Source organism: Micrococcus sp. GPGPB33 (assembly GCF_037853785.1).
Taxonomy (GTDB): domain Bacteria; phylum Actinomycetota; class Actinomycetes; order Actinomycetales; family Micrococcaceae; genus Micrococcus; species Micrococcus luteus.
In genome coordinates, this window is record NZ_JAQMWO010000002.1 from 2200217 (window position 1) to 2226811 (window position 26595).

Annotated in this window: 22 protein-coding genes, 2 tRNA genes and 2 pseudogenes; 4 read left to right on the forward strand and 22 right to left on the reverse strand. The window is 72.7% G+C overall.

Annotation, left to right across the window (positions count from 1 at the left end; translation table 11 throughout):
- Positions 1-78: 78 nt before the first annotated feature.
- The 11 genes and pseudogenes from POD19_RS10400 to POD19_RS10450 all read right to left on the reverse strand — a co-directional run bounded on the left by POD19_RS10400 (position 79) and on the right by POD19_RS10450 (position 11613).
- Positions 79-714, reverse strand: coding sequence for a TIGR03085 family metal-binding protein (locus tag POD19_RS10400; RefSeq protein ID WP_144818425.1), 636 nt, complete (start codon positions 712-714; stop codon positions 79-81).
- A gap of 81 nt (positions 715-795) precedes the next feature.
- Positions 796-2232 carry an FAD-dependent oxidoreductase gene (locus POD19_RS10405; RefSeq protein ID WP_144818423.1) on the reverse strand — a complete coding sequence of 479 codons (1437 nt, stop codon included), beginning with the start codon at positions 2230-2232 and terminating at the stop codon, positions 796-798.
- A 31-nt stretch (positions 2233-2263) separates the two neighbouring features.
- Positions 2264-3499: a uroporphyrinogen-III C-methyltransferase gene (gene cobA, locus POD19_RS10410; protein WP_340309460.1), complete on the reverse strand. Its 1236-nt coding sequence runs from the start codon at positions 3497-3499 to the stop codon at positions 2264-2266.
- Positions 3496-4419, reverse strand: coding sequence for an ABC transporter permease (locus POD19_RS10415; RefSeq protein WP_041104780.1), 924 nt, complete (start codon positions 4417-4419; stop codon positions 3496-3498). Before POD19_RS10415 ends, cobA begins: the two co-directional genes overlap by 4 nt.
- A complete protein-coding gene (locus POD19_RS10420) occupies positions 4409-5134 on the reverse strand; it encodes an ABC transporter ATP-binding protein (RefSeq protein ID WP_036381162.1) in 726 nt (241 codons plus the stop codon). The genes POD19_RS10415 and POD19_RS10420 overlap by 11 nt, the downstream gene beginning before the upstream one ends.
- A 31-nt stretch (positions 5135-5165) precedes the next feature.
- Positions 5166-6506: a sulfate adenylyltransferase subunit 1 gene (locus POD19_RS10425; protein ID WP_036316896.1), complete on the reverse strand. Its 1341-nt coding sequence runs from the start codon at positions 6504-6506 to the stop codon at positions 5166-5168.
- Entirely contained in the window at positions 6506-7441 is a 936-nt protein-coding gene (gene cysD, locus POD19_RS10430; protein ID WP_144818419.1) for a sulfate adenylyltransferase subunit CysD, read from the reverse strand. Before cysD ends, POD19_RS10425 begins: the two co-directional genes overlap by 1 nt.
- A 32-nt stretch (positions 7442-7473) precedes the next feature.
- Entirely contained in the window at positions 7474-8199 is a 726-nt protein-coding gene (locus POD19_RS10435) for a phosphoadenylyl-sulfate reductase (protein ID WP_144818417.1), read from the reverse strand.
- A pseudogene (locus POD19_RS10440) lies at positions 8196-9910 on the reverse strand (nitrite/sulfite reductase). The gene POD19_RS10435 and the pseudogene POD19_RS10440 overlap by 4 nt, the downstream one beginning before the upstream one ends.
- On the reverse strand, positions 9907-10776 hold the full coding sequence (locus POD19_RS10445; protein ID WP_340309461.1) for a sirohydrochlorin chelatase: 870 nt from the start codon (positions 10774-10776) through the stop codon (positions 9907-9909). Before POD19_RS10445 ends, POD19_RS10440 begins: the two are co-directional and overlap by 4 nt.
- A gap of 43 nt (positions 10777-10819) precedes the next feature.
- Positions 10820-11613 (reverse strand): annotated as a pseudogene (locus POD19_RS10450) (SDR family oxidoreductase).
- Between the two features lie 139 nt (positions 11614-11752).
- Here POD19_RS10450 and valS point away from each other — a divergent pair.
- Both valS and POD19_RS10460 read left to right on the forward strand, forming a co-directional pair.
- Positions 11753-14431: a valine--tRNA ligase gene (gene valS, locus POD19_RS10455; protein WP_144818409.1), complete on the forward strand. Its 2679-nt coding sequence runs from the start codon at positions 11753-11755 to the stop codon at positions 14429-14431.
- Positions 14432-14791: 360 nt separating this feature from the next.
- The gene (locus POD19_RS10460) at positions 14792-15127 is read left to right on the forward strand and encodes a DoxX family protein (protein ID WP_144818471.1); all 336 of its coding nucleotides are present in this window, start codon (positions 14792-14794) and stop codon (positions 15125-15127) included.
- Between the two features lie 84 nt (positions 15128-15211).
- Here POD19_RS10460 and POD19_RS10465 read toward each other — a convergent pair whose 3' ends face one another.
- The 7 genes from POD19_RS10465 to POD19_RS10495 form a co-directional block, all read right to left on the reverse strand.
- Positions 15212-15829 carry a mycothiol-dependent nitroreductase Rv2466c family protein gene (locus POD19_RS10465; protein ID WP_144818407.1) on the reverse strand — a complete coding sequence of 206 codons (618 nt, stop codon included), beginning with the start codon at positions 15827-15829 and terminating at the stop codon, positions 15212-15214.
- A 62-nt stretch (positions 15830-15891) separates the two neighbouring features.
- Positions 15892-17190: an ATP-dependent Clp protease ATP-binding subunit ClpX gene (clpX, locus tag POD19_RS10470; RefSeq protein ID WP_144818405.1), complete on the reverse strand. Its 1299-nt coding sequence runs from the start codon at positions 17188-17190 to the stop codon at positions 15892-15894.
- Positions 17191-17357: 167 nt separating this feature from the next.
- On the reverse strand, positions 17358-18023 hold the full coding sequence (locus POD19_RS10475; RefSeq protein ID WP_002855988.1) for an ATP-dependent Clp protease proteolytic subunit: 666 nt from the start codon (positions 18021-18023) through the stop codon (positions 17358-17360).
- 41 nt (positions 18024-18064) lie between these two features.
- On the reverse strand, positions 18065-18679 hold the full coding sequence (locus POD19_RS10480) for a ClpP family protease (RefSeq protein ID WP_170720911.1): 615 nt from the start codon (positions 18677-18679) through the stop codon (positions 18065-18067).
- Positions 18680-18946: 267 nt separating this feature from the next.
- Positions 18947-20314 (reverse strand): trigger factor, encoded by a 1368-nt coding sequence (gene tig, locus POD19_RS10485; protein WP_129866861.1) that lies wholly within the window; start codon positions 20312-20314, stop codon positions 18947-18949.
- Positions 20315-20356: 42 nt separating this feature from the next.
- Positions 20357-20430 (reverse strand) — tRNA-Pro (locus POD19_RS10490).
- Positions 20431-20513: 83 nt separating this feature from the next.
- On the reverse strand, positions 20514-21407 hold the full coding sequence (locus tag POD19_RS10495) for an SDR family oxidoreductase (RefSeq protein ID WP_036316872.1): 894 nt from the start codon (positions 21405-21407) through the stop codon (positions 20514-20516).
- 76 nt (positions 21408-21483) lie between these two features.
- On the opposite strand from POD19_RS10495, the gene POD19_RS10500 reads away from it, so the two are divergent.
- A tRNA-Gly gene (locus POD19_RS10500) sits at positions 21484-21554 on the forward strand.
- A 122-nt stretch (positions 21555-21676) separates the two neighbouring features.
- Here POD19_RS10500 and POD19_RS10505 read toward each other — a convergent pair.
- The 4 genes from POD19_RS10505 to POD19_RS10520 all read right to left on the reverse strand — a co-directional run bounded on the left by POD19_RS10505 (position 21677) and on the right by POD19_RS10520 (position 25583).
- Positions 21677-22588 (reverse strand): Fpg/Nei family DNA glycosylase, encoded by a 912-nt coding sequence (locus POD19_RS10505; RefSeq protein WP_144818403.1) that lies wholly within the window; start codon positions 22586-22588, stop codon positions 21677-21679.
- The gene (locus POD19_RS10510) at positions 22589-23062 is read right to left on the reverse strand and encodes a ribose-5-phosphate isomerase (protein WP_036316866.1); all 474 of its coding nucleotides are present in this window, start codon (positions 23060-23062) and stop codon (positions 22589-22591) included.
- An 86-nt stretch (positions 23063-23148) separates the two neighbouring features.
- Positions 23149-24714 carry a flavin-containing monooxygenase gene (locus POD19_RS10515; protein ID WP_222114838.1) on the reverse strand — a complete coding sequence of 522 codons (1566 nt, stop codon included), beginning with the start codon at positions 24712-24714 and terminating at the stop codon, positions 23149-23151.
- Between the two features lie 14 nt (positions 24715-24728).
- Positions 24729-25583: an alpha/beta fold hydrolase gene (locus POD19_RS10520; RefSeq protein WP_049146105.1), complete on the reverse strand. Its 855-nt coding sequence runs from the start codon at positions 25581-25583 to the stop codon at positions 24729-24731.
- 174 nt (positions 25584-25757) lie between these two features.
- Here POD19_RS10520 and POD19_RS10525 point away from each other — a divergent pair, with 174 nt between their 5' ends.
- The gene (locus POD19_RS10525) at positions 25758-26537 is read left to right on the forward strand and encodes an IclR family transcriptional regulator (protein ID WP_036316862.1); all 780 of its coding nucleotides are present in this window, start codon (positions 25758-25760) and stop codon (positions 26535-26537) included.
- Positions 26538-26595 lie beyond the last annotated feature (58 nt).

The window sequence follows — 26595 nt, forward strand, 5'->3', positions numbered from 1 at the left end:
GGTGATGGCCGGGTCGACGCCTATGCCCGCCAGTGTAGTGGACGCTGCGCCGGCCCGTGGCCGCGGGGCCGGAGCGCGTCAGAGGGCGGTGCGCACGGCCGCCGACGCGTCGCCGTCGATCTCCACGTGCACGGCGTCCCGGCCCGAGGCCCAGAGGAGGAGCTCCCCGACCTCGCCGGTCACCGTGACGGGCGCCCGCAGCGCCACGGCCCCACGGGTGACGGTGACCGGGGCGCGGCCCGGGCCCTGGAGGACCACCGGCGCCGTGGACGTGCGCAGGAACAGCGGGGCCATGCGGCGCAGCGAGCGGTAGAGGGCGTCCTCCTCGTCCGGGGAGAACGAGCGCGGGGCGGGCAGCGAGCCGCTGGCCGCGGACTCGCCGCGCCGGACGTCCTCGAGGTGGATGAAGTGCTCGGCCGCGTTCACGTGCCTATCCGCCGCCCGCATGGGGTTCAGCGCCGACGGGCCCGCGGCCCACTCCCGCACGACCTCGGCGTAGTCGCGGCGCGTGGTCTCCGCGGTCAGGCGGTCGAGGTGGCGGGACAGCGGCGGGATGAACAGGGCGGCGAAGGCGTCGGGCCGGCGCTCCCGCAGCCAGAGGTGGGCGGCGAGGTCGCGGGTGCTCCAGCCGCCGCACAGGGTGGGCGCGTGGGGGCCCTTCTCGAGCAGGAGGTCAGCGAGACGGGCGCGTTCGGCTGCGGCGAAGGTGGTCATGGGCACCACGGTAGGGAGCGGGCCGCGGCGCGGGCGAGGGGTGGGCCGCGCCGCGGCCGCGAATCCGCCCGACGGGAGGACTCAGCCTTCGGCGCCGAGGAGGACGCTCTCCCGGGAGATGCGGGTCATCTCCTCCCGGTCCACGACCTTCACCCGCTCCCGCGCCACCGGACCGGCCTCCGTCGCCCGCGCACCCAAGGACTTCTCATGCTCATCCAGAGCATGCCAACCAGCCCACGTGGTGTACCGGACCTCACGGGACTCCAGCAGCTCGATCACCGACTCCTCCGACGGCTCCTGGGCCCTCCACAGCCCCGGCTCGTCCTCGATCAGATGCTTGATCGTCTCCAGAGAGTCACCCTTGGTGTGCCCGATCAACCCCACCGGGCCCCGCTTGATCCACCCCGAGGCATACAGACCCGGCACCGGGGCACCGTCCGCGTCCAGCACCCGGCCTTCCGCGTTCGGGATCACCCCGCGCACCTCATCGAACTCCACCCCCTCCACGGGCGAACCGAAGTAGCCCACCGCCCGGTAGATCGCCTGCACCGGGTAGTCCACGGTCTCGTCCGTCGGGCGGACCCCACCGGAACCGTCCAGCTCCATTCGGCGCATCCGCAGACCGTCCACCCGGCCGTCGCCGTCCTCGTCCAGGAACTCCTCGGGGGCCTGCAGGAAATGCAGGTGCAGCCGACGCGAGGCGCTCTGCTGACGGTCCTCCTGCTCCATGAGCCAGTTCGTCAGCGTCCCCACCATGGTGCGGACCTGGTTGTTCTCCTCGATCGCCTTCTCCGAGGCCGCATCGAAGTCGAAGTCCTCCTCGTACAACACGATGTCCACATCCCGGGAATGCGCCAGCTCCCGCAGCTCCAACGGGGTGAACTTCACCTGCGCCGGCCCACGCCGGCCGAACACGTGCACATCCGTGACCGGGGAAGCGGCCAGGTCCCGGTACACGTTGTCCGGGATCTCGGTGGGCAGCAGGTCCTCGGCATGCTTGGACAGGATCCGGGCCACATCCAGGGCCACGTTCCCGTTGCCGATCACCGCCACCTGCGTGGCCTCCAACGGCCAGTGCCGCGGCACATCCGGGTGCCCGTCATACCAGGACGCGAAGTCGGCGCCACCGAACGAGCCGGCCAACTCCACCCCGGGAACGTCCAGGGCCGCGTCCCGCACGGCACCGGTGGAGAACACGATCGCGTCGTAATGCCGACGCAGATCCGCCAGGCTCAGGTCCGTGCCGTAGTCCACGTTCCCGAGGAAACGGATGTCCCCGCGGTCCATGACCTTGTGCAGGGCGGTGACGATGCCCTTGATGCGCGGGTGGTCCGGGGCCACCCCGTAGCGGATGAGGCCGAACGGGGCCGGGTACCGGTCGAACAGGTCGATGCTGACACGGAAGTCCCGTTCCTCCTTGGTCAGGATGTCCGCCGTGTACACCCCGGCGGGTCCGGCACCGATGATGGCGATGCGCAACGGGCGATCGGGCCTCGAGGCCGAGGGGGTCAGGGTCATGCTCGTGCTCCTTCGGAGGTCGGGTTCAGGGTCAAGATCGGGGCAGGGGGGCGGCGGCCGCAGGCGCGCCGGTGGCGTAGGGGCTCAAGCGCACGACGTCGCCCACGACGATCACGGCGGGGTTCTCCACACCGACGGCGGCCGCCTGCGCGGCGATGGTCTCCACCGTGCCCACGGTGACCCGCTGGTCCGGCATCCAGCCGCGCTCGATGATCGCCACGGGCGTCGCACCGTCGAGGCCGCGCTCCGTCAGTCGGCGCGCGGTGTCCGCGAGCCGACGCACGCCCATCAGCAGGACGAGCGTGTGGTCGGCCCGGGTGGGCACTTCGGCCAGCTCTTCGTGGCCGGTCACCAGCGTGAAGCCGGTGGCGACGCCGCGATGGGTGACCGGGATCCCCGCGGCGGCGGGCACCGAGACGGCGCTCGTGACACCGGGGACCACCTCGACGTCGACGCCATGGGCGCGGCAGTGCGCTGCCTCCTCGCCGCCGCGGCCGAGCACGTACGGGTCGCCGCCCTTGAGCCGGACGACGAGGCGGCCGGCCCGGGCCTCCCGGACCAGGACGGCGTTGATCTCGTCCTGCGTGGCCAGGTGGTTCCCGGGGGCCTTGCCGACCTCGATCACGGGCACCGCCGGGTCCAGCTCGGCCAGGAGGGCGCGCGGGCCCAGCCGGTCGGCGACCACCACGTCGGCCTCCGCGAGCAGCTGTCGGCCGCGCACGGTGATGAGCCCGGAGTCGCCGGGGCCGCCGCCGACGAGGGCCACGCGGCCGGGCTCGGCGGACGCGCGCCGCCGGCGCAGCGGCAGCCGCCCCGTCGACAGGGCGAGGGTGATCGCATCCTTCAGGGCGCGGGCGCGGCGAGGGTCTCCCCCGGCGTTGACGGCCACGGTCACGTCCCCGGCCCGGACGACGGCGGGCGTCCAGGCGGCGGAGGACTCGGCATCGGAGGCGTCGACGCACCAGACGCGGCGGGCCTCGGCGTCGGAGGCCACGGCCCCGTCCACGGCCCGGTCGCCGGTGGCGGTCTGGGCGAACCAGACCCCGTCGAGGTCGGACGGGCGGTAGGGGCGGCGGTGCAGGGTGATCAGGCCGGCCGCCGCGAGCCGCTCCACCTCCTCCCCCGGCTCCGGGGCCACCACGGTGACGAGCGCGCCGGCGTCGAGGAGGGCGCCCATGCGGCGGCCGGCCACGCGCCCGCCGCCCACCATCAGGACGGGCCGGCCGAGCAGACGCAGGGAGGTGGGGTACAGATCGGACGCGGTCATCGCGTGCTCCCTTCCAGCAGCCCCCGGCGGCGCAGCATGCGCCGCTCGACGGGGCCGAATACGGCCAGTTCGACGAGGACGCCGACGGCCAGGATGGTCAGGACGGCGCAGAGGACGACGGCGAGGTCGGACGCGGCACGTCCCTCGTGGAGCAGGGTCCCGAGTCCCACGCCCATGGGCCCGCCGACGGCGATGATCTCGGCGGCCATGAGGCCTCGCCACGCGAAGGCCCAGCCCTGGCGCAGGCCGGAGACGAAGGCGGGCAGGGCGGCCGGGAGGACCACCAGCAGGGCGGTCTCGAGACGCGAGGCGCCCAGCACCCGGGCCGCGCGACGCAGCTGCGGCGGCACCTGGTCCGTGCCGGTGGTGAGGCCGGCGACCACGGCGGGGACGGCGCCGGTGAGCATCACGAAGTACGCGGTGGCGTCGCTGAGGCCGAACCACAGCACCGCGAGCGGCACCCAGGCCACGTTCGGCAGCACCATCAGGGCCGTGAGCAGCGGGCCGAACGCCCGCCGCAGGACGCTGACCTGTCCGAGCACCAGGCCCAGCCCGACGCCGACGACCACGGCGAGTGCGAAGCCGACGACGGCGCGGCCCACCGACGTCGCCACTGCCTGCTGGACGAGGCCCTGGGCCCACAGCGTCCCGAAGGCCCCGACGACGTCGCCGGGACCGGTGATCGGCTCACCGCGCGCACCGGCCAGCCACGCGAAGGCCTGCCAGATCGCCACGAGCAGGACGACGGCGGCCACCGGGAGCAGGACCCGGCTCCAGTCCCACCCGGCCAGACCCGTCCGACGGGTCGAGTCGACGGCCTGGAGCGCGTCGAGGCCGCTGTCGAGCTCGCGCAGCTCGTCGTCGGTGGCGGCCCCCGGCGCGCGGCCGGGGGCGTCGAGGGTGGGGGTGTCAGTGCGCATGGCGACGGATCTCCTGACCGAGTCGGGCGGTGATGGCGGCCGTGAGGGCGGCCGCGGCGGGCGCGTCGTGGCGGGCGGCCGCGGGCACGTCCCATTCGGCGACGACGCGACCCGGACGTGAGGACAGCAGCAGCACCCGCTGGCCGAGGCGGACGGCCTCGGCCACGTTGTGGGTGACGAACACGACCGTCCGACCGGTCTGCCGCCACACGCGCTCGAGCTCCCCATGCAGCAGGTCGCGGGTGATCGCGTCCAAGGCCGCGAACGGCTCGTCCATGAGCAGCAGGGGGCGGTCCTGGGCGAGGGCCCGGGCCAGGGCGACGCGCTGGCGCATGCCGCCGGAGAGCTGGTGGGGTCGCAGGTCGGCGGCGTCGTCCAGGTGGACGAGGCGCAGCAGCTCCCCGGCACGCTCCCGACGCTCCCCCGCGGCCACACCGGCGAAGCGGAGGGCGAGCTCGATGTTGCCGCGGGCGGTGAGCCACGGGAAGAGGGCGGCGTCCTGGAACATGAACGCGGCCCCCTCCCGGGGGGTCTTGACGACGCCCGCGGTGGGCGCCTCGAGCCGGGCGATGAGGTTCAGCAGGGTGGACTTGCCGCACCCGGACGCACCGAGCAGGCAGACGAACTCGCCCGGCTCGATCCGCACGGAGACGTCCTCCAGCACGGGCGTGGGCCCGCCGAAGCTCTTGCCCACGTCCTCCATCACCACCGTCATGACCGCTCCCGTCGCGCCGTCGTCATCCGGATCAGGCCTCGTCGCCGCCGCGCACCATGCCGGCGGCGAGCGTGGCCCCGTCGTGGGGGTCGATCACGAGGAACGCCCCGGTGCGCCGATGCACGGCGTAGGGCTCCACGGGCAGCGGCGCGGCCAGGTGCAGGCGCACCTGTCCGATGTCGTTGAGCCCGAGGGTCTCGGCCGGGTCGAGCCGCAGGGTGTCGAGGTCGAGCCGACCGGCCACCTCCTGGACGAGCGCCCGGACGACGGCGGTGCCGTGCTTGACGAGGACCTGCTGCCCGACGCGCAGCGGTGCGGCGGAGAGCCAGCACAGCGCGGCGGCCACCTCCGCGGTGGGGCGCGGGGCGGTGTCCGCGGCGGCGATCGTGTCCCCGCGGGCCACGTCCACCTCGTCGGCCAGGCGCAGGACCACCGACTGCGGGGAGGAGGCCTCCTCGAGGGATTCCCCGGCGGCGTCCACGCCCACCACGGTGGTGGTGCGCGCCGGTTGCCCCGGGGTGAGGACGGCGACGGCGTCCCCGGGCCGGACGGTGCCCGCGACCACCTGCCCGGCGTAGCCGCGGTAGTCGCGGAACACCTCGGGGTCGAGGCCGGGGGCCAGGGCGCCCTGGGGGCGCACCACGAGCTGCACCGGGAAGCGGAAGGAGGCGGCGGCGTCGTCCTCGGCGTCCGCCCCGGGCAGGGACTCGAGCAGCTCCATGAGCGTGGGGCCGGTGTACCAGTCCGTCCGCTCGGAGCGGGTGACCACGTTGTCGCCCTGCAGGGCGGACACCGGGACGCTCACCGCGTCGGAGAGGCCGAGCTCCCGGGCCACGCGCCGGACGTCCTCGGCGATCGCGGTGAAGACCTCCTCGGCGTAGTCCACGAGATCGATCTTGTTGACGGCGACGATCACGTGCGGCACCCGCAGCAGGGCCACCACGCTGAGGTGGCGCCGGGTCTGCTCCACCACGCCCTTGCGGGCGTCCACGAGCAGCACGACCGCATCGGCCGTCGAGGCGCCCGTGACGGTGTTCCGGGTGTACTGCACGTGCCCGGGGCAGTCGGCCAGCACGAAGGTGCGCCGGTCCGTGGCGAAGTACCGGTACGCGACGTCGATCGTGATCCCCTGCTCCCGCTCGGCGCGCAGGCCGTCGGTCAGCAGCGCCAGGTCCAGCCCGCCCTCGGCACCGCCGAAGCCGCGCTCGGCGGAGGTGCGGGCCACGGCCTCGAGCTGGTCGGCCAGGACGGCCTTGGAGTCGTGCAGGAGGCGGCCCACGAGGGTGGACTTGCCGTCGTCGACCGAGCCGGCCGTGGCCAGGCGGAACAGGGTCCCGGCGGGGGCGTGCCGGTCCAGCAGTGCGGTGCTCATCAGAAGTACCCGTCCTTCTTGCGATCTTCCATGGCCGCCTCGGAGATGCGGTCGTCGGCGCGGGTGGCCCCGCGTTCGGTCAGGGTGGAGGCGGCGACCTCGAGCACGACGTCCTCGACGGTGGCGGCCTCCGAGAGGACGGCGCCGGTGCAGGACATGTCGCCCACCGTGCGGTAGCGCACCGTCCGCGTGGTGACCTCCTCGTCCTCGGCCGGGCGGGAGTGCTCCCCCACGGCGCGCCACATGCCGTCGCGGCGGAAGACCTCCCGCTCGTGCGCGTAGTAGATGGAGGGCAGCTCGATGCCCTCGCGGGCGATGTACCGCCACACGTCCAGCTCGGTCCAGTTGCTGATGGGGAACGCGCGGACGTGCTGGCCGGGGGTGTGACGGCCGTTGTAGAGGTTCCACAGCTCGGGGCGCTGGTTGCGCGGATCCCACTGGCCGAACGCGTCCCGCAGGCTGATGATCCGCTCCTTGGCCCGCGCCTTGTCCTCGTCACGGCGGCCTCCCCCGAAGACGGCGTCGAACCGGTTGGTCCGGATCGTGTCCAGCAGGGGGGTGGTCTGCAGGGTGTTGCGGGTGCCGTCGGCGCGCTCACGCAGCTCGCCGCGGTCGATGTACTCCTGCACGGAGCCCACCACGAGCCGCAGGCCGAGCCGCTCCACCGTGCGGTCGCGGAACTCGAGGACCTCGGGGAAGTTGTGGCCGGTGTCCACGTGGACCACCGGGAAGGGGATCCTCCCCGGCCAGAAGGCCTTCGCGGCCAGGTGGAGCATCACCACGGAGTCCTTGCCGCCCGAGAAGAGCATGGCGGGGCGCTCGAACTCGGCCACCACCTCGCGGATGATGTGGATCGCCTCGGCCTCCAGGGCGTCCTGGACGTCGGGCCCGGCGGGGCTCACGGTCCCCGGGTCGGGGGCATGGGTGAGGGTCATCGTGTCTCCTTGGTCTGTCTCGGGAGCGGCGCTCAGACGTGGATGCCGCACTCGGTCTTCGCGGTCCCGGCCCAGCGCCCGGCACGGGGGTCCTCCCCGGGGGCGACGGGGCGGGTGCAGGGGCGGCAGCCGATCGAGGGGTAGCCGTTCTGCAGGAGCAGGTTCACGGGCACGTCGTGGTCCGTGGCGTAGCCGACCAGGTCGTCGAAGCTCCACGGGGCGACGGGGTTGACCTTGACCATGCCGTGGGCCTCGTCCCAGCCCACCAGCGGGGTGTTCGTGCGCGTCGGCGCCTCGTCCCGGCGGACGCCGGTGAACCACAGGTCGTATCCGGCCAGCGCCCGGTTGAGGGGCTCAACCTTGCGCATCGCGCAGCACAGCCCCGGGTCGCGGGCGAACAGGTCCTTGCCGTGGCGCTCGTCCTGCTCGGCCACGGTCAGCTCCGGGAGCACGTCCACCACGGTGACGTCGAGGCGGCGGGCCACCTCGTCGCGCGTCGCGAGGGTCTCGGTGAAGTGGTAGCCGGTGTCCAGGAAGAGGACGTCCACGCCGGGCATCCGCTGCGCCACCAGGTGCGGCAGGACGGCGTCGGCCATGGAACAGGCCACGGCGGCCCGGCGGAGGTCCACATGGCGGGCGGCCCAGTCGACCACCGCCTCGGCGGGGGCGTCCCAGCCGAGCTCGGCGGCGCCGGACTCCGCGAGCGCCTGCAGGCGCTCGCGGTCCTCGGCCGGACGGGTGGGGGGAACGGTGCTCATCGGAGGGCCTCCTCGTCGACTCGGTGCGCCCACCGGGCGAAGGTCTCGCCCGGCTCACGCTGCTCGTCGTACCGGCGGACGACGCGCTCGACGTAGTCGACCAGGCCGTCCGCGCGGACCTTCAGGCCGCGGACGCTGCGTCCGAGGCCGGCCTCGGCGCGGTCCACGGAGGCCAGCCCGCCGCCCAGGTGGACCTGGAAGCCGGGCGTCTGGCCGCCGTCGTCGTCCGGGAGCAGCTGGCCCTTCAGGCCGATGTCCGCGGTCTGGATGCGGGCGCAGGAGTTGGGACAGCCGTTCACATGCAGGCTCAGCCGCTCGGGAAGGCGGTCGGCGAGGTCGGCCAGGCGCTCCTCGAGCTGGGCGATCGCGGCGGTGGCGGTGTCCTTCGTGTCCACGATGGCGAGCTTGCAGAACTCCAGGCCCGTGCAGGCGATGGTGGAGCGGCGGAACACGGACGGCTCCGGGTCCAGCCCCAGCTCCTTCAAGCCGGCCACGACGGCGTCCACCCGGTCCCGTTCCACGTCCAGCACCACGATCTTCTGGTGGGGGGTGGTGCGCAGCCGCGTGGAGCCGTGGGCCTCGAGCAGGTCCGCGAGGGCGGTGAGGGTGGTGCCGCTGGAGCGGCCGACGACGGGGGCGGCGCCGATGTAGAAGCGGCCGTCCTTCTGCTCGTGGACCCCCACGTGGTCGCCGGGACGGGTGGGCGGGACCGGGGCGGGGCCGTCGGGCAGGGCGTAGCCGAGGTACTCCTCCTCCAGCACGGTGCGGAACCTCTCCGGTCCCCAGTCCTCGAGCAGGTACTTCATGCGGGCCTTGTTGCGCAGGCGCCGGTAGCCGTAGTCACGGAAGATGCTCACGACGGCGTGCCACACCTCGGGGGCGCGCTCGGCCGAGACGAAGGCACCGATCCGGTCGGCCAGGCGGGCCTTCGTGGACAGGCCGCCGCCGACCCACAGGTCGTAGCCGGGGCCCAGCTCGGGGTGCACCACGCCGATCAGGGAGACGTCGTTGATCTCGTGGACCACGTCCTGGGAGGGGTGTCCGGTGATGGCCGTCTTGAACTTGCGGGGCAGGTTGGAGATCTCGAGGTCGCCGATCCAGCGGTCCGCGATCTCCCGGATCACGGGCGTGGGGTCGATGATCTCGTCCGCGGCGATCCCGGCCACCGGTGAGCCGAGGATCACGCGCGGCACGTCGCCGCAGGCCTCGGTGGTGGACAGGCCCACGGACTCCAGGCGCCGCCAGATCTCGGGGACGTCCTCGACGCGGATCCAGTGCAGCTGGACGTTCTGCCGGTCCGTGATGTCCGCGGTGTCACGGCCGAAGTCGGTGGAGATCCCGCCGATCACGCGCAGCTGCTCGGTGGTGAGGTCGCCGCCGTCGATGCGCACGCGCAGCATGAAGTAGCGGTCCTCGAGTTCGTGGGGCTCCAGGGTGGCGGTCTTGCCGCCGTCGATCCCCTGCCGGCGCTGGGTGTACAGGCCCCACCAGCGGAAGCGGCCGTGCAGGTCGTCCGAGGGGATCGAGTCGAAGCCCTCCCGGGCGTAGACCTGCTCGATGCGCTCGCGGACGTTCAGGCCGTCGTCCTGCTGCTTGAACTCCTCGTTGTGGTTCAGGGGGTGGTCCCGTCCACCTTCCACTGGCCGTGCGGCTTGGCGGAGGGACGGCGCGGGGTGCGCGCCGGCCTCGACGTCTCGTTCACCTGGGTCATGGCCGCCACGCTAGGAACCCGGCATGCCGACCCCAAGATCGTCGACGCGGTTCGTCACGTTCCCGGGGCCGACCCGCGGTCGGGGCCCGGCCCAGCCCCGGCCGTGTGACGAGCGGCTCAGCGGCCTCCGGCGGCTCCCCTCGGGGCCTCGGCGAGGGCGGACCGCAGCCGGTCCAGGGCGATCCGCGCCACCAGCGGATGCGGCAGCAGGGGGTCGGTGACCGCGTCCGCGCCGCTCTCGCCGAGTCGGTCGTGGAAGTGCCCGGGGGCCAAGAGGTGGGCGGCCACCACGGCGCGACGGCCGGCGGCGCGCACCCGGGAGACGGCGTCGGGCACACGGGGGTGGCCGCCGCCCCGAACGCCGCGGTCACGGGCAGTCCCGTGGCCCGGGCCAGGGCCCCGGCCAGGGCGTGCACCTGGGCCTGGCCGTCCGCGGCGCGGGTGCCGGCCGCCGCCAGGATGACCTCCGATGTCGCGGCCTCACCGGCCGGCACCGCCTGGGCCACCCGTTCGGCCAGAACGGTCACCAGGCGCGGCTCGACGTCGTCCCCGGCCCCGGCCAGCGGTGCGGCGGCGATCGTGTCGGGTCGGGCGGCCGCGGCGTGGTGGATGTCGTGGTGGACGTGATGGCCCAGGGACAGCAGCAGCGGCACGATCACGGCCGGCTCCCCCGGGGGCAGGGCCGCCACGACCTCGTCGAGGGAGGGGCTCTGCACGTCCACGTAGGCCTCGTGGACCTGGGCGCCCGGCCCCTCGGCGGCCAGGAGGGCCGCCAGGTCGGCACGGAGGCCGTCGATCACGACGCGGCCGGCCGCGTCGTGCGTGCCGTGGGCGCAGGCGATCACGTGCAGCACGGGCGCGCTCATGCCGAGCCCACCGCGTCGGCCCACACGTTCTGCGGCCCGCCGCTCACCGGCGGATTACCTTGTGCTGGGCGGCCTGGGCGACCGGCCGCATCACGATCTGATCCAGGTTCACGTGGTGGGGCAGCTCGACGGCGTGGACGCACACCTCGGCGACGTCCTCGGCGGTGAGCGGCTTCTCCACGCCCGCGTACACGGCGTCCGCGGCGGACTGGTCGCCGCCCAGGCGGTTGCGGGAGAACTCCTCGGTGTGGACCATGCCCGGGAGCACCTCGATCACCCGCACGTTGTGCTCGGCCTCCTCCAGGCGCAGCGCGCCGGTGAGCCCGTGCTGGCCCATCTTCGCGGCGTTGTAGCCGGCGCCGCCCTCGTAGGCGGTGACGGCGGCGGTCGAGGTCAGGTTGAGCACGGTGCCCTCGCCGTGGGCGCGGAGCATGGGCAGGAACGCCTGGCACATCGTCAGGGTGCCGAGCACGTTGACGCGGTACATCCACTCCCAGTCGGCGCGGTCGCCCACGCCCACGGCGTCCGTGCCGCGCGCGCCGCCGGCGATGTTGACGAGGGTGTCGGCGCCGCCGTCGGCCTCGACGCGCGAGGCCAGCGCGGCGACGGCGGCCTCGTCCGTGACGTCCAGGGGGCGGGGACGACGTCGCCGCTCACGCCCTCGGCCCGGGCGTCGGCAGCGAGGGTCTCGAGGCGCTCGGCCCGGCGGCCGACGGCGTACACGCGCCAACCGCGGCGGGCGAGCTCGAGGGCCGTGGCGCGGCCGATGCCGCTCGTGGCCCCCGTCACGACGGCGGCGCGGGCGGGGTTCTTCGCAGGTTCATGGGTGTGGCTCACGCCTCCGACCGTAGCCGAGCCGTGCCGTTCGGAGCACCGCCCGGATCACCTCCTCCAGGTCGACCGACTGGAAGGGCGGGACGTCCCGGGCGTCGTCGCAGGCCCGGCCCGCCGCCCCGGTCATGGGAGGATGGCGGGCATGGCTGAGAACACGCAGGGCACAGACACGCCCATCGACGCATCGACCCCGTCCACCCCCGCCGCCGTGGCCGTGCCGGACAAGCCGGCCCTCGAGGGCCTCGAGGAGAAGCTGACCGCCCGCTGGGCCGACGAGCGCACCTACGCGTTCGACACGCAGACCACCCGCGAGCAGGTCTACTCGATCGACACTCCCCCGCCGACCGCCTCCGGCTCGCTGCACGTGGGCCACGTCTTCTCCTACACGCAGACCGACGTGCTCGCCCGCTACCAGCGCATGAACGGCAAGAACGTGTTCTACCCGATGGGCTGGGACGACAACGGCCTGCCCACCGAGCGCCGCGTGCAGAACTACTACGGCGTCCGCTGCGACCCGGCCAAGCCGTACGTGGAGGGCTACCGCCCGCCGGAGAAGCCGGCGAAGAACCAGCGCGACTGGGACGTGATCTCCCGCAAGAACTTCATCGAGCTCTGCGAGGAGCTCGCCGTCGAGGACGAGAAGGTCTTCGAGGACCTCTTCACCCGCCTCGGCCTGTCCGTCGACTGGGACATGACCTACCGGACCATCGACGACGTCTCCCGCGCCGTCTCCCAGCGCGCCTTCCTGGCCGGCATCGCCTCGGGCGACGCCTACCTGGCCGAGGCCCCCACCATGTGGGACGTGACCTTCCGCACCGCCGTGGCCCAGGCCGAGCTCGAGGACCGCGAGGTCCCCGGCGCCTACCACCGCTACGCCTTCACCGCTGCGGACGGCGAGCAGGTCTTCATCGAGACCACCCGCCCCGAGCTGCTGGCCTCCTGCTCCGGCCTGGTCGCCCACCCGGACGACGAGCGCTACCAGCACCTGTTCGGCACGACCGTCACCTCCCCGCTGTACGGCGTGGAGGTCGAGGTCTTCCCGCACCCGCTGGCCAAGCCGGACAAGGGCTCCGGCATCGCCATGGTCTGCACCTTCGGCGATCTCAACGACGTCACCTGGTGGCGCGAGCTGCAGCTGCCGACCCGCACCCTGATCGGCCGTGACGGCCGCTTCGCCGCCGACACCCCCGAGTGGATCACCACGGACGCCGGCCGGCAGGCCTATGCGGACACCGTGGCCGGCAAGACCGTGTTCTCCGCCAAGCAGGGTGTGGTGGACGCCCTCACCGCGGCCGGCCTGCTGGACGGAGAGCCGAAGAAGATCATGCACGCCGTGAACTTCTACGAGAAGGGCGACAAGCCGCTCGAGGTCGTCACCTCCCGCCAGTGGTACATCCGCAACGGCGGCCGCGACGCCGACCGCCGCGCGGAGCTGATCGAGCGCGGCCGCGAGCTCTCCTGGCACCCGGAGCACATGCGCCACCGCTACGAGAACTGGGTCGAGGGCCTCAACGGTGACTGGCTCGTCTCCCGCCAGCGCTTCTTCGGGGTGCCGATCCCGGTCTGGTACCCGCTGGACGCGGAGGGCGAGCCCGACTATGAGAACCCGATCCTCCCGGCCGACGAGCAGCTCCCCGTGGACCCGGCCGCCGAGGCCGCCCCGGGCTACTCCGAGGACCAGCGCGACGTCCCCGGCGGCTTCACCGGCGACCCGGACGTCCTGGACACCTGGGCCACCTCCTCGCTGACCCCGCAGATCGTGGGCCGCTGGTCCCGTGACGAGGCGTTCTTCAACAACGTCTTCCCGTTCGATCTGCGCCCGCAGGGCCACGACATCATCCGCACCTGGCTGTTCTCCACCGTGGTGCGCGCCCACGCCCTCAACGGCTCCGTGCCGTGGACGGACACCGCGCTCTCCGGCTGGATCCTCGACCCGGACCGCAAGAAGATGTCCAAGTCCAAGGGCAACGTGGTGGTCCCGACCGACATCCTGGACCAGTTCGGCTCGGACGCCGTCCGCTACTGGGCCGCCTCGGCCCGCCTCGGCGCGGACACCGCCTACGAGGTGGCGCAGATGAAGATCGGCCGCCGCCTGGCCATCAAGCTGCTCAACGCCGCCAAGTTCGTGCTGAACCTGGGCGCCACGCAGGACGCCGTCATCCGCACGGCCGACGACGCCGCGGCCGTCACCAACCCGCTGGACGCCTCCCTGCTGGCGCGCCTCGCGGCCACCGTGGAGCAGGCGACCCGCGCGTTCGAGGCCTACGACTACGCGCGTGCCCTCAACGTGACCGAGCAGTTCTTCTGGGCCTTCACGGACGACTACGTGGAGCTCGTGAAGGACCGTGCCTACGGTGGCCACGGCGAGGCCGAGCAGGCCTCGGTGGTGACCACGCTGGCCACCACCCTGGACGCCCTGCTGCGTCTGCTGGCCCCGTTCCAGCCGTTCGCCACCGAGGAGGTGTGGAGCTGGTGGCGCGCCGGCTCCGTGCACACCGCCGCGTGGCCGGGCGCCGCGGACGAGGTGGCGGCCCTGTCCTTCGCCGCCTCCGCCGGTGACGCCGAGGTCCTGCCCACCGTGGCGCAGGTCCTGGGCGGCGTCCGCAAGGCGAAGTCCGAGGCCAAGGTGAAGCAGCGGACCGAGGTGCGCTCCGCCGTGGTGACCGGGCCGGCCGACTGGCTCGAGAAGCTGCGCGGCGGCCTGGCGGACCTCAAGGCGGCAGGCAACATCGCGGACCTGTCCCTCACGCAGGGCGAGGCCGGCGAGTCCGCGCCCCTGACCGTCTCCGACGTGCAGCTCGCACCGGCCGAGGACGACTGATCCGCGCCGCGCGCTCCCTGCAGGTGTCTCGGGAGCACACGCGGCACGACGACGGCCCCGTCGCCCATCACGGGCGGCGGGGCCGTCGTCGCGTCCGTGCCGCGGGCCCGAGTCTGCCGTCAGCGTGGGATGTTCGTGGCCCGGATCCGGTAGGGCACAGCGCACGTCGGACAGTCCGCCGCCGGATCGGAGTTCGTCGGGAGGCGGCCCTCCCGGGGGTGTCGTGGTGCACCTCCTGGTCGTGCTCTTGCCGCATGTCGCAGTGCGGTCACCGCGGCGGGGGTGGACACTGAGAGGATGAGACCCACACCCGATCCCGCCCCGGCCGGCCGCCGCGCCTGCGACTCCTCCGCCCGGCGGATGTCCGCCGCCCTCGCCGCCATGGGCGTGCTCCACTTCGTCCGACCCGAACCCTTCGACGGGCTGATCCCGCCGTTCCTGCCCGGCTCGGCCCGCGCGTGGACCCACGGCTCCGGCGTGGCCGAGCTGGCCGTGGCGGGTCTGCTGGCCGTTCCGCACACCCGGCGCGCGGGCGGACGCGCCGCGCAGGCGCTCTTCCTCGGCGTGTGGCCCGGCAATGCGTGGATGGCCTGGCAGTGGCGACGCCGGCCCTGGCCGGCGCAACTGGTCTCCCTCGGGCGGCTGCCCCTGCAGGTCCCCCTGATCCGCGCGGCCGGCCGGGTGGCGCGCCGCTGACCCCCGCCGCCCCGCGCCCCCGACGACGCCGGCCCCACACCTTCGCGCTGAAGGTGTGGGGCCGGTCTCGTGCGAGCCGGGGGCTCAGTCGAACTGCGGATCCGTGGTGCGGGCCCGCTTGATCTCGTAGAAGTACGGGAAGTCGGCCAGGGCGACGGCGCCGTCGAAGATGCGGCCCGCCTCCTCTCCGCGCGGGATGCGGGTCATCACGGGACCGAAGAAGGCGGTGCCGTTGAACGCCACGACGGGCGTGCCGACGTCGTTGCCCACGAGGTCCTCGGCCTCCTTCTGGCTGGCGCGCAGCTGCTCGTCGGCCACGTCGGTGCGGGCGGCGTCCAGGATGTCCGCGTCGTGGCCGAGCTCCTCGAGGGCCTCGGCCACCACGGCCTCGTAGTCCGTGCGGCCCTGCTCGTGGATGCGGGTGCCGACCGCGCTGTACCACGGGCCGAGCGCCTCGGCGCCGTGCCGCTCGCGCACCTGCACGGCGGCGCGGGCCGGCAGCCAGGCCTTCTCGAGGCGGGCCAGGTAGTCGGGGTCCAGGTCGCGGCCCTCGTTCAGGACGGCGAGCGACATGATTTTGAAGACCACCCGCACGTCGCGCACCTTCTGGACCTCCAGGATCCACCGGGAGGTGATCCAGGCGAACGGGCACGTGGCGTCGAAGTAGAAGTCGACGGTGGGCTGCTGCGTGGTGTCGGTCATGCTGTGCTCCTTGCGGTCAGGGAGCCGTCTCGGCTCCGGTCGGTCCTGCTGGGCGACGCCGGTCAGGCGCTCCGGCCGCGGCGACGTCGTTCCACCTCGGCCGGGATGAGCGTGGGCTCGGCCTCGCCGCGCACCACGTCCCCGGAGATGACGACCGTGCCCACGTCCGAACGGGAGGGCAGCTCGAACATCACGGGCTTGAGGACGTTCTCCATGATGGAGCGCAGGCCGCGGGCACCGGTGCCGCGGGCCTCGGCCTGGGCGACGACGGCATCCAGGGCGTCCTGCTCGAACTCGAGCTCCACGCCGTCCATGAGGAACATCTTCTGGTACTGCTTCAGCAGGGCGTTCTTCGGTTCGGTCAGCACCCGCACGAGCTGTTCGTGCGTGAGGTCCTCGACGGTGGTGATCACGGGCAGGCGGCCGATGAACTCGGGGATGAGGCCGAACTTCAGCAGGTCCTCCGGCCGCACGTCCGCGTAGGTGACGTCCCCCGCGCCCAGATGGTTCAGGGGCGCGCCGAACCCGATGCCCTTGCGGCCGGCACGGGAACCGATGATCTCGTCCAGGCCCGCGAACGCGCCCGCCACGATGAACAGCACGTTGGACGTGTCGATCTGCAGGAACTCCTGGTGGGGGTGCTTGCGCCCGCCCTGCGGCGGCACCGACGCCACCGCGCCCTCGAGGATCTTCAGCAGGGCCTGCTGCACGCCCTCGCCGGAGACGTCCCGGGTGATGGAGGGGTTCTCGGACTTCCGTGAGATCTTGTCGATCTCGTCGATGTAGATGATGCCCTGCTCGGCCTTCTTCACGTCGTAGTCCGCAGCCTGGATGAGCTTGAGGAGGATGTTCTCCACGTCCTCGCCCACATAGCCGGCCTCGGTGAGGCTGGTGGCGTCCGCGACCGCGAACGGGACGTTGAGCCGCCGGGCGAGGGTCTGCGCGAGATACGTCTTGCCGGAGCCGGTGGGGCCGACCATGAGGATGTTCGACTTGCCGACCTCGACGTCCGCGAGGTCGTCCCGCTCGGTGAGGCGGTCGGCCAGGTCACCGCCCCGCGCCTGCGGCCCGCGCACGCGCTTGTAGTGGTTGTACACGGCGACGGCGAGGGAACGCTTGGCCGCCTCCTGACCGATCACGAAGCTCTCGAGGTGGTCGAAGATCTCCTGCGGGGTGGGCAGGACGGTCTCGTCCGCCTCCGCCGCCTCGCCGAGCTCCTCCTCGATGATCTCGTTGCACAGCTCGATGCACTCGTCGCAGATGTAGACACCCGGGCCGGCGATGAGCTTGCGCACCTGCTTCTGGCTCTTCCCGCAGAACGAGCATTTCAGCAGGTCAGCGCTCTCTCCGATACGCGCCATGGTGGTACTCCTCGAAGGCCGGGCGGAGACGTCCGCCCCGCGCGGGCGGCGTCGCTGTCAGATTCCGTCCAGCATACGGCCGTGGACGGACACGTTAAGGGACCGGGTCCCCGGTCGGCGTCGAGGGGTCCGACCGCGCGGCCGGACCCCTCGGCGGGCGTCGTCGGTCAGGCGGACGGGCGGGTGATCTTGCGGGAGGCGAGGACCTCGTCCACAAGGCCGTACTCGAGGGCCTGCTCGGCCGAGAGGAACTTGTCCCGGTCGATGTCCTGCGAGACCTCCTCGGGCGTGCGGTTGGTGAGGGAGGCCAGCGTCTCCTCCATCCACACGCGCATCCGGTTGATCTCCTGGGCGTGGATCTCCAGGTCCGTGGCGGTGCCGCGGTCGCCCTGCATCGCCGGCTGGTGGATCAGCACGCGCGCGTTGGGCAGCGCCAGACGCTTGCCGGGGGCGCCCGCGGCCAGCAGCACGGCCGCGGCGGAGGCGGCCTGGCCCAGGCACACGGTCTGCACCTCGGGCCGGATGAACTGCATGGTGTCGTAGATCGCCGTCATGGCCGTGAACGAGCCGCCCGGCGAGTTGATGTACAGGGTGATGTCACGCTCGGAGTCCATCGCCTCGAGCACGAGCAGCTGGGCCATCACGTCGTCGGCCGACGCGTCGTCCACCTGCGCGCCGAGGAAGACGATGCGGTCCTCGAAGAGCTTGGCGTAGGGGTCCTGACGCTTGAAACCGTAGGGGGTGCGCTCCTCGAACTGCGGGAGGATGTAGCGCGCGTCCGGCGTGGGCAGGGAGGGCATCCCGGTGGGGAGCCCGGCGGGGAACTGGGTCATTCTTGGTCTCCTGGAGAGGGTCGGGACGGTCCGGGCCGGGCTCAGCCCCGGACGCCGCCGCCGCCGGTCACGGACGCGGCACGGTCGGCGATGTGGTCGATGAAGCCGTACTTGAGGGCCTCCTGCGCGGTGAACCACTTGTCACGCGCGTTGTCCTCGAGGATGGTCTCCACGGACTGGCCGGTCTGCTCGGCGGTCAGCTCCGCCATCACCTGCTTCATGTGCAGGATCAGCTGGGCCTGGATGCGGATGTCCGACTCGGTGCCGCCGATGCCGCCGGAGGGCTGGTGCATCAGCACGCGGGCGTGGGGGGTGGCGTAGCGCTTGCCCTTGGTGCCCGAGGCGAGCAGGAACTGGCCCATGGACGCGGCGAGGCCGGTGGCCACCGTCACGACGTCGTTGGGGATGTACTGCATCGTGTCGTAGATCGCCATGCCCGCGGTGACGGAGCCGCCCGGGGAGTTGATGTACAGGTAGATGTCCTTCTCCGTGTCCTCGGCCGAGAGCAGGAGCAGCTGGGAGCAGATCGCGTTGGCGTTGTCGTCACGGACGTCCTCGCCCAGCCAGACGATGCGCGACTTCAGCAGCTGGGTGTAGAGGAAATCCTCGCGCTGCGCCGGGTCCACCGAACGCATGCTGGGGGTGATGTCGGTCATCACTTCCGCCTTCCTGTCGAGATGTCCACGGGCCCCCCGAACGGCGGCCGCTCGCGCGGACGGACGGGTCCCTGATCGAGTCCGACACTAGCCGGGCGTCCGGGCCAGCGCGCGGGACGCCGTCGGCGTTTCGCTGTTGGCGCAGGTTGTCGCGGGCCCTGCCCGGGGCCGCCCACCGTGACCTCGGGACGACGACGGCGCCCCCGCCGGCGTGGGCGGGGGCGCCGTCGTCGTGGCTCGGCGGGGGTGCGTCCCCACCGGCCGGGATCAGGCCTGCTCGGCCGCCTCGTCGGCGCCCTCGGCCTCGGCGCCCTCGGCCTCAGCGTCGAGGGCCTCCTGGCCGCCCGGGGTCACGAACGCCGTCAGGTCCACGGCCTTGCCGTCGGTGTCGGTGACCTCGGCGTACTCGAGGACCTTGGCCAGGGCCTTGCGGCGGCGGACCTCGCCCATGATCATCGGGATCTGCCCGCCCTGGTCGAGCATCATGGCGAACTGGTTCGGGTCCATGCCGTACTCGGAGGAGGTGGCGATGATGTACTCGATCAGCTCACCCTGGTCGACCGTGACCTCCTCGGCCTCGGCGACCTCGTCCAGGATGACCTCGTTGGCGAACGCCTCGCGGGTGTTCTGCTCGAGCTCGGCACGGTGCTCGGCGGTGTCGTGGTCGTCGCCCGCGGTGTGGCCGCCGGCGGAGAAGTGCTGCTCGACCTGCTCGGCGATGACGCCGTCCGGCACCGGGACCTCGACGAGCTTGGCCAGCTCCTCGAGGACCTTGTCGCGGGCCTCGACGCCCTGGCGGTTCACGGCCTCCTCGGCGGCCTGCTTCTTCAGGTCCTCCTTGAGCTCGGCGATGGTGTCGAACTCGGAGGCCAGCTGGGCGAACTCGTCGTCGGCCTCGGGCAGCTCGCGCTCCTTGACGGCCGTCAGCTCCAGCTTGACCACGGCGGTCTCGCCGTCGTGCTCGCCGCCGTTGAGCGTGGTCTCGAAGGTGGCGTCCTCGCCGGCGGACAGGCCGTCGAGGGCCTCGTCGATGCCCTCGAGCATGGTGCCGGCGCCCACCTGGTAGGACAGGCCCTCGGCCTGGTCGACCTGCTCGCCGTCGACCGTGGCGGTCAGGTTCATCGTGACGAAGTCGTCCTGGGCGGCCGGGCGGTCCACATCCTTGAGGGAGCCGAAGCGCGAGCGCAGGGCGTCGAGGGCCTTCTGCTCGTCCTCCTCGGTGGCCTGGGCGGGCTCCACCGTCACCTTGAGGCCCTTGTAGTCGGGCAGCTCGATGGTCGGGCGCACGTCGAACTCGGCGGTGAAGGCCACCGGGCCCTCGGCGTTCTCCGCGTCCGGGGTGGCGGTCACGTCGACCTCGGGGCGGGAGATCGGCGTGACCTCGGCCTCGGCGATGGCGGCGGAGAACCAGGTGTTCAGGCCCTCGTTGACGGCCTGGTCCACGACGATCTCGCGGCCGAAGCGCTGCTCGATCAGGCGCGCCGGGATCTTGCCCTTGCGGAAGCCCGGGATCTGGACCTGGTTGGCGATGTCCTTGAACGCCTTGTCCAGGGCGGGCTTCACCTCCTCGAACGGCACCTCGACGGTCAGCTTGACGCGGGTCGGGCTGAGGTTCTCTGCGGTGGACTTGACCACGGATGACTCCTGTTGGTGGTGGTGGATGGTCTTGACGTCGAGTCGGGGTGACAGGATTTGAACCTGCGGCCTCACGCTCCCAAAGCGCGCGCTCTACCAAGCTGAGCTACACCCCGCCGTCGTCCCCGACGCCGGCGGGCTCACGCGGTGGAGGCTCGCCGGACACCCGAGGGACTGCCCGAGGGCAGACTGTGGAATCCTAGCGCGCCGTCTCGCGCCCCGCGAAAAGCCGCGACCGCCGGCCCGTGAAGCCGTCCATCGTGGCGTTGACCCCGAGGACGTCCATCGCGCGGTCGAAGACGGGCGCCGGCAGGGCGCGCAGGGGCGCGATCAGACCGACGGCGCGCGGCAGCAGCAGGCGGGTGCGGCCGGCCTCGACGGCGTCCAGCACCTCCTGCGCCACGTGGCGCGGATCCAGCACGGGCAGCAGCCAGGGCACCCGGCTGCGCACGCCCGCGAACATCCCGGTGTCGATGTAGAAGGGGCAGACGGCGAGGGAGGTGACGCGGCTGCCGTCCTTGCGCAGCTCCGCGGCGAGGGACTCGGCGAAGCCGACCGCGGCGTGCTTGGTGGCGGAATAGTCCGTCTGGCGCGCGACGCCGACCAACCCCGCGGCCGAGGCCACCGTGACCACGGCCCCGCGGTCCCGGGCCCGCATTCCGGGCAGGACCGCCCGGGTCAGCCAGTACGGCGCGAGTGCGTTCACCTCGAAGGTGCGGCGGATGCCCTCCTCCGTGGCGTCCTCGAGGCGCACGCCCGTCACGACGCCCGCGTTGTTCACGGCGACGTCCACCTCTCCGGCGCGGGCGGCGGCGGCCTCGACGGCGGCCGCGTCCGTCACGTCCACGCGCTCGGCCTGGGCGTCCGCGCCCTGAGACCGGATCTCGGCGGCGACGGCCTCAGCCCCCTGCAGGTCGAGGTCCCAGACGACGACGCGGCCCGCGCCGCGGCGGGCGGCCCCCAGGGCGATCAGTCGACCGATGCCGGACGCGCCGCCCGTCACGAGGACGGTGGCGCCGCGCAGGGACAGGGGACGACGGCCGGCGAGGGCGGACGCGGCCCTGCGGAGGGCGGGACGGGAGCCGTGCATCATGCCTCTTCCCCCACGGCCGACGCGGGCCCGCCGTGATACGGTGTCAGCCGCTGGTCCGCGCCGAGCGCGGCCCCGCGGGGATGTAGCTCAATGGTAGAGCCCCAGTCTTCCAAACTGGCTACGCGGGTTCGATTCCCGTCATCCCCTCCGGACCTCATGAGCCGGGTCATCGTGTGCACACGATGGCCCGGCTCATGGCTTTCTCGGGTGCGTCGTCGTCCGCGCCGGTGCCTTGACCGCTGTGCCCGGTCGGGCCTGCTACAGGCCCCTCAGCTCTGACAGGTGAGGCACCGGTAGAGCTTCCGGGCCGCCATCTCCTCCACCACGATCGTCTCGCACCCGCACACGAGGCACGCCAGGCCCTGCCGCTGGTACACGTAGTTCGCGTGCTCGGGCCACGCGGCCTCGGCGGGCACCCCGGGCCGGTGCTCCGGCCGGGTGGTGACGATCCGCCCGAGCCGCACGCCCTCCCGCATCAGCGCGGCGTTGTCCGCCCAGAGGAATGCCAGGTCCGGTGCAGAGACCTCCCGGGCCGGCCGCCACGGGTCGATGCCGGCGCGGAACAGCGCCTCGGCCCGGAAGATGTTGCCGATCCCGCTGACGGCCCCCTGGTCCATCAGCACGACACCGATCGGCCGTCGTGTCCGCCGTGCGAGGTCGTAGAACGGCGCGGGATCGTCGTCGTTGAGCGGATCCGGGCCGAGACCGGCGACGACATCGGCAGCCTCGGCCCGGGTGAGTGCGCGGCACCGGCTCGCGCCGATCAGGTCGGCCCAGCCGTGCTCGGCGCGCAGTCGCAGCCGGACCGTGGAGGCCGGCGGCGGGGGCTGGACCCAGCCGTCGGCGTCGCGGTCGGGCTCGGCGGCCGGGGCGCCGTCGTCGTGGACCTCCCGCTCGCCGATCCGGCGGGGTGCGCCGATCGAGGACGCGGCCGCGAAGTCCTGATCCCCGCCGAAGGTCCACGCCCCGTACATGCCCAGGTGCACGTGGAGCACGTGGCCGCCGGAGACGTCGGCGAAGAAGTGCTTGCCGTGGGCCCGGGCGCGCTCGAGGACCTGGCCGTCGAGCAGGGCGGCCCCCTCGGCGAAGCGGCCCTGCGGACTCGTGGCGCGGATCCGGCGTCCGCCGAAGACGTCGGTGAACTGGCGCGCGAGACGGTGGACGGAGTGGCCCTCAGGCACTCACATCAGCACCTCTCCGGTGGTCTCGTAGTGCGCGATCTTCGCGATGCGGCGCACGTGGCGCTCGTCCTGGGAGAACGGTTCGGTCAGGAAGGCCTCGATGAGCTCGGTGGCCTCCTCGAGCGAGTGCTGCCGACCGCCGACGGCCACGACGTTCGCGTCGTTGTGCTGGCGAGCCAGCCGCGCCGTGTCCAGGTTCCAGGCCAGGGCGGCGCGGACGCCGACCACCTTGTTGGCGGCGATCTGCTCGCCGTTGCCGGAGCCGCCCAGCACGATGCCGAGCGAGTCCAGTCCCTGCTCGCGGTCGGCGACGACGGCGCGGGCGGCGTTGATGCAGAAGCCCGGGTAGTCGTCCTGCGCGTCGTACTCGGTGGGTCCGTGGTCCACCATCTCGTAGCCGGCGGCGGTGAGGTGCTCCACCAGGTGGGCGGACAGCTCCATGCCGGCGTGGTCGGTGGCGATGTGGACGCGCATGCGCAGACTCCTCCAGAAGGACGACGGTCGGGTGGGGTCAGTCTACTGACGGCCCCACCCGACCCCCTGCCCCGGGGCGGGCCGGCTCAGATCAGCGCGACCGATCGCTCGGGCTCGCGCACCGGCATGGGCTCGGGCTCCCCGCTCGCCGAGGAGAGGAAGCCCTCCCCGGTGAAGTGGCCGTTGCGGGCGCGGAAGTCGTAGGCGTAGTCGGGCCAGATCAGCGTCAACTTGCCCGAACGGGGGTCGACGTACCAGGAGTGGCAGCCGCCGTCCACGAGCCACACCGAGGTGGCGGCCCGCTCCTGGAGACGGTCCACGTACTCCTCCTGGGCGAGTGTCTCGGGGACCATCGTCCTGATTCCCTCGTGCTCCACCCGGTCCAGGGCCTCCACGATGTACGCGATCTGCGACTCGATGATGTAGACGATCGAGTTGTGCCCCAGCGAGGTGTTCGGCCCGTTGATGGCGAACAGATTCGGGAATCCCGCCACGGCCGTGGAGTCGAACGCCGCCATGCCGCTGCTCCAGTGATCGGCCAGGGAACGGCCCTCACCGTCGTGGACGCGCTCGGCGAACGGCGGCTGGGCCGCCTCGAAGCCGGTGCAGAGGACGACGACGTCGACCTCGTACCCGTGACCGCTCACGCCGAACAGCCGGCTCCCCTCGACGCGGTCCAGCGCGCTGTCCTCCAGGGTGACGTTGTCCCGGGCCATGGCCGGGTAGTAGTCGTTGGAGACGAGCACCCGCTTGCAGCCCGGCAGGTACCGCGGCGTGAGGCGCTCGCGGAGCTCGGGGTCGGAGACCGCGGCGGCCAGGTGCCCGAGGGCCTGGGCCCGGACCTGGTCCAGTGCGGCCGGCACACCGCGGCGCTGGGCATAGCTCGACTCGGCGAACCAGAAGATGTCGTCGCGCTCGCGCTGCATGGTGTGCGGGGCGCGCTCGAACATGCGCCGCACGGCCGCGGAATACGGCTTGACCACGCGCGGGGTGACCCACGCGGGGGTGCGCTGGAAGACGACGAGCTCGGCCGCCGTCGCCGCCAGCTCGGGGATGATCTGGATCGCGGAGGCGCCGGTGCCGATGACGGCGACACGCTTGCCCTTCAGGTCCACCGTGTGGTCCCAGCGGGCGGAATGGATGACCTCGCCCTCGAAGGCGTCGAGACCCGGGACGTCCGGCAGGCGGGGGTCGGCGAGGTGCCCGGTGCCCATGATGAGCCAGCGTGCCGTGTAGGTCCCGCGCGGGGTCCGCACCGTCCACCGCTCCGTCTCGGGGTCCCAGTGCGCTTCGAGCATGTCCGCCCCGAGACGCAGGTGCGGGGTGAGGCCCTCGTCCTCGGAGAAGCGCACGAGGTAGTCCTGGATCTCCGGACCCGGTGTGTAGAAGCCCGACCACTGCGGGTTCGGCGCGAAGGAGAAGCTGTAGAGGTGGCTCGGGACGTCGCACGCGGCACCCGGGTAGGTGTTGTCCCTCCAGGTCCCGCCGACCTGCTGGGCGCGGTCCAGGATGAGGAAGTCCTCGCGGCCGTGACGCCGCAGCTGGGCGCCCATGCCGAGGCCGGCGAATCCGGAGCCGATGATGAGGATCTCGGCGGACTCGTCGCGCGGTGCGGGGCGCACGTCGGTGGTGGTGGTCATGGCGGTGGTCATGGCTGGCCCCTCTCTCAGGCGTGGGTCTCGGGGATGATCGCGCCGGCCGGGTGGCGGTCGGGCTCGCGCAGGTACAGGTCGACGATCTGCATGAGTTCGGCCGGGCGCTCGAGGAAGAAGGCGTGGCCGCTCGTCATGGTCGTCAGCCGCGCGTCGTCGATGATGCCGAGCAGCTCGTACTGGTGATGGGGCGGGACCATGATGTCCTCGGCACAGGAGACGATCAGTGTCCGCGCGGTGACGGCGGAGAGACGGTCGGCGACGTCCACGCGGGCGTTCAGGTCCATCTGCCGGGCGGTGAACTCGTCCGCGGTCAGGGAGGCGAGCGCCCCGTCGAGCATGGCCGGGGTCAGGGAGCGCAGGGCCAGCGGGGACAGGCCGCAGAAGGCCGTGTAACGGGCCAGGGCATCAGGGCTCGTGGCGTACAGGTGCCGCCAGACCTCGTTGCGCAGGCGCTGGTGGACATCCGTCGTCGCCCAGCCGGCCACGAGCACGAGGTTCTCCACACGGCGACCGAGGTCGGCGGCCAGCTGCCCGGCCACGACGGCGCCGAGTGAGTAGCCCAGCAGGTCGAACGCGGCGTCGGGGCCGAGGAGCTCGTCGACGACAGCCCGCACCTGGCCGACCAGCAGGTCGACGGTCAGGTCTGCGGCGGGGTCGGCCGTCGGCGCCCAGTCCACGGCGATGACGCGCGTCCGCGTGGCCATCATCGGGAACAGGTGGCCGAAGTGCGAGGCGGTCGTCCCGCCCGTGCCGTGGACCAGCACGAGAGGCCGGTCGAGCTCCCCGGGTGTCACCGAGTCGTGGCAGGTGACGGAGGCACCGTCCACGCTGACGGTGCGCGTGACGGTCGATGCGGTCAGTGGCATGAGGCTCCTCCTGGAAACCAATATGTGGACTATTGGACCCGACACCCGCGATGCGACGCACCCTACATGTCCCAGCATGGCGTGTGCATTTCTCATAATGCAAGCAGGGGCGGCAATCATTGAGTCCATCAGATGGAACTGGCTCCGACGCCGGAGCTGCGGCACGATGGACCGGTGACCCCTCTGACCCCACCCACCGGCGTCCTGCCCCGCGCCGCCCTCGTGATGCGCCTGCTGCACGAGGCCGGACCCGCCGGCCTGCGGCTGAGCCAGCTCGTCCAGCGGACGGGCCTGCCCCAGCCCACCGCCCATCGACTGCTGGCCGACCTGGCGGAGGAGGGTGCCGTGACCCGGCGCGGAGCCGCCTATGCACTCGGTGATCGGTGGGGCCCGGTCGGATTCGAACCGGTGACGCCGCGGTGCCTGATCGAACGCGAGGGCAGCCGGGCCGTGGTCCAGGCCGCCGCGGACGAGCTGGGGGACACGGTCTACCTGGCGGCACGGGTTGCGGGCGGAGTGGCCTACCTCCTGCGATGCGACGGCGACTCCCCTGTGCGCGTCTTCACCGTGGAGGTCGGCGAGGTCAAACGGCTTGCCGCCGGGTACGCCGGCATCGCGCTCCTGGCCTCCCTGCCGCCCGAGCGCCGGCGAGCGGAAGTGGACGCGGTCGTCGCCCGGCCTCCCCGCCGCTGGAACCTGACGGATGACGGGGCCCTGCACGACCTGCTGGACACCCTGCTGCGTCAGATGGACGAGCAGGGGTGGTGCGGCGGTGTGCCGGTCGTGCCCGGGGTGGCCGGAGTCGCCTGTGGCGTCCCGGCGCGGACGGGAGGCATCCCCCAGGTGTCCCTCACCGCCTCGGCGGCCGAGCAGCGGATGCCACCGGCACGCGTGCCCGAGGTGGCTGAGGTGCTGCGTGCGGCGGCGACCCGACTGGCCGAGATCGGGGGCTGAGCACGCCGGCCGGCCCGCCCTTCCGCGGCCGTCCACGACGCCCGGGCCAGGTGGCACA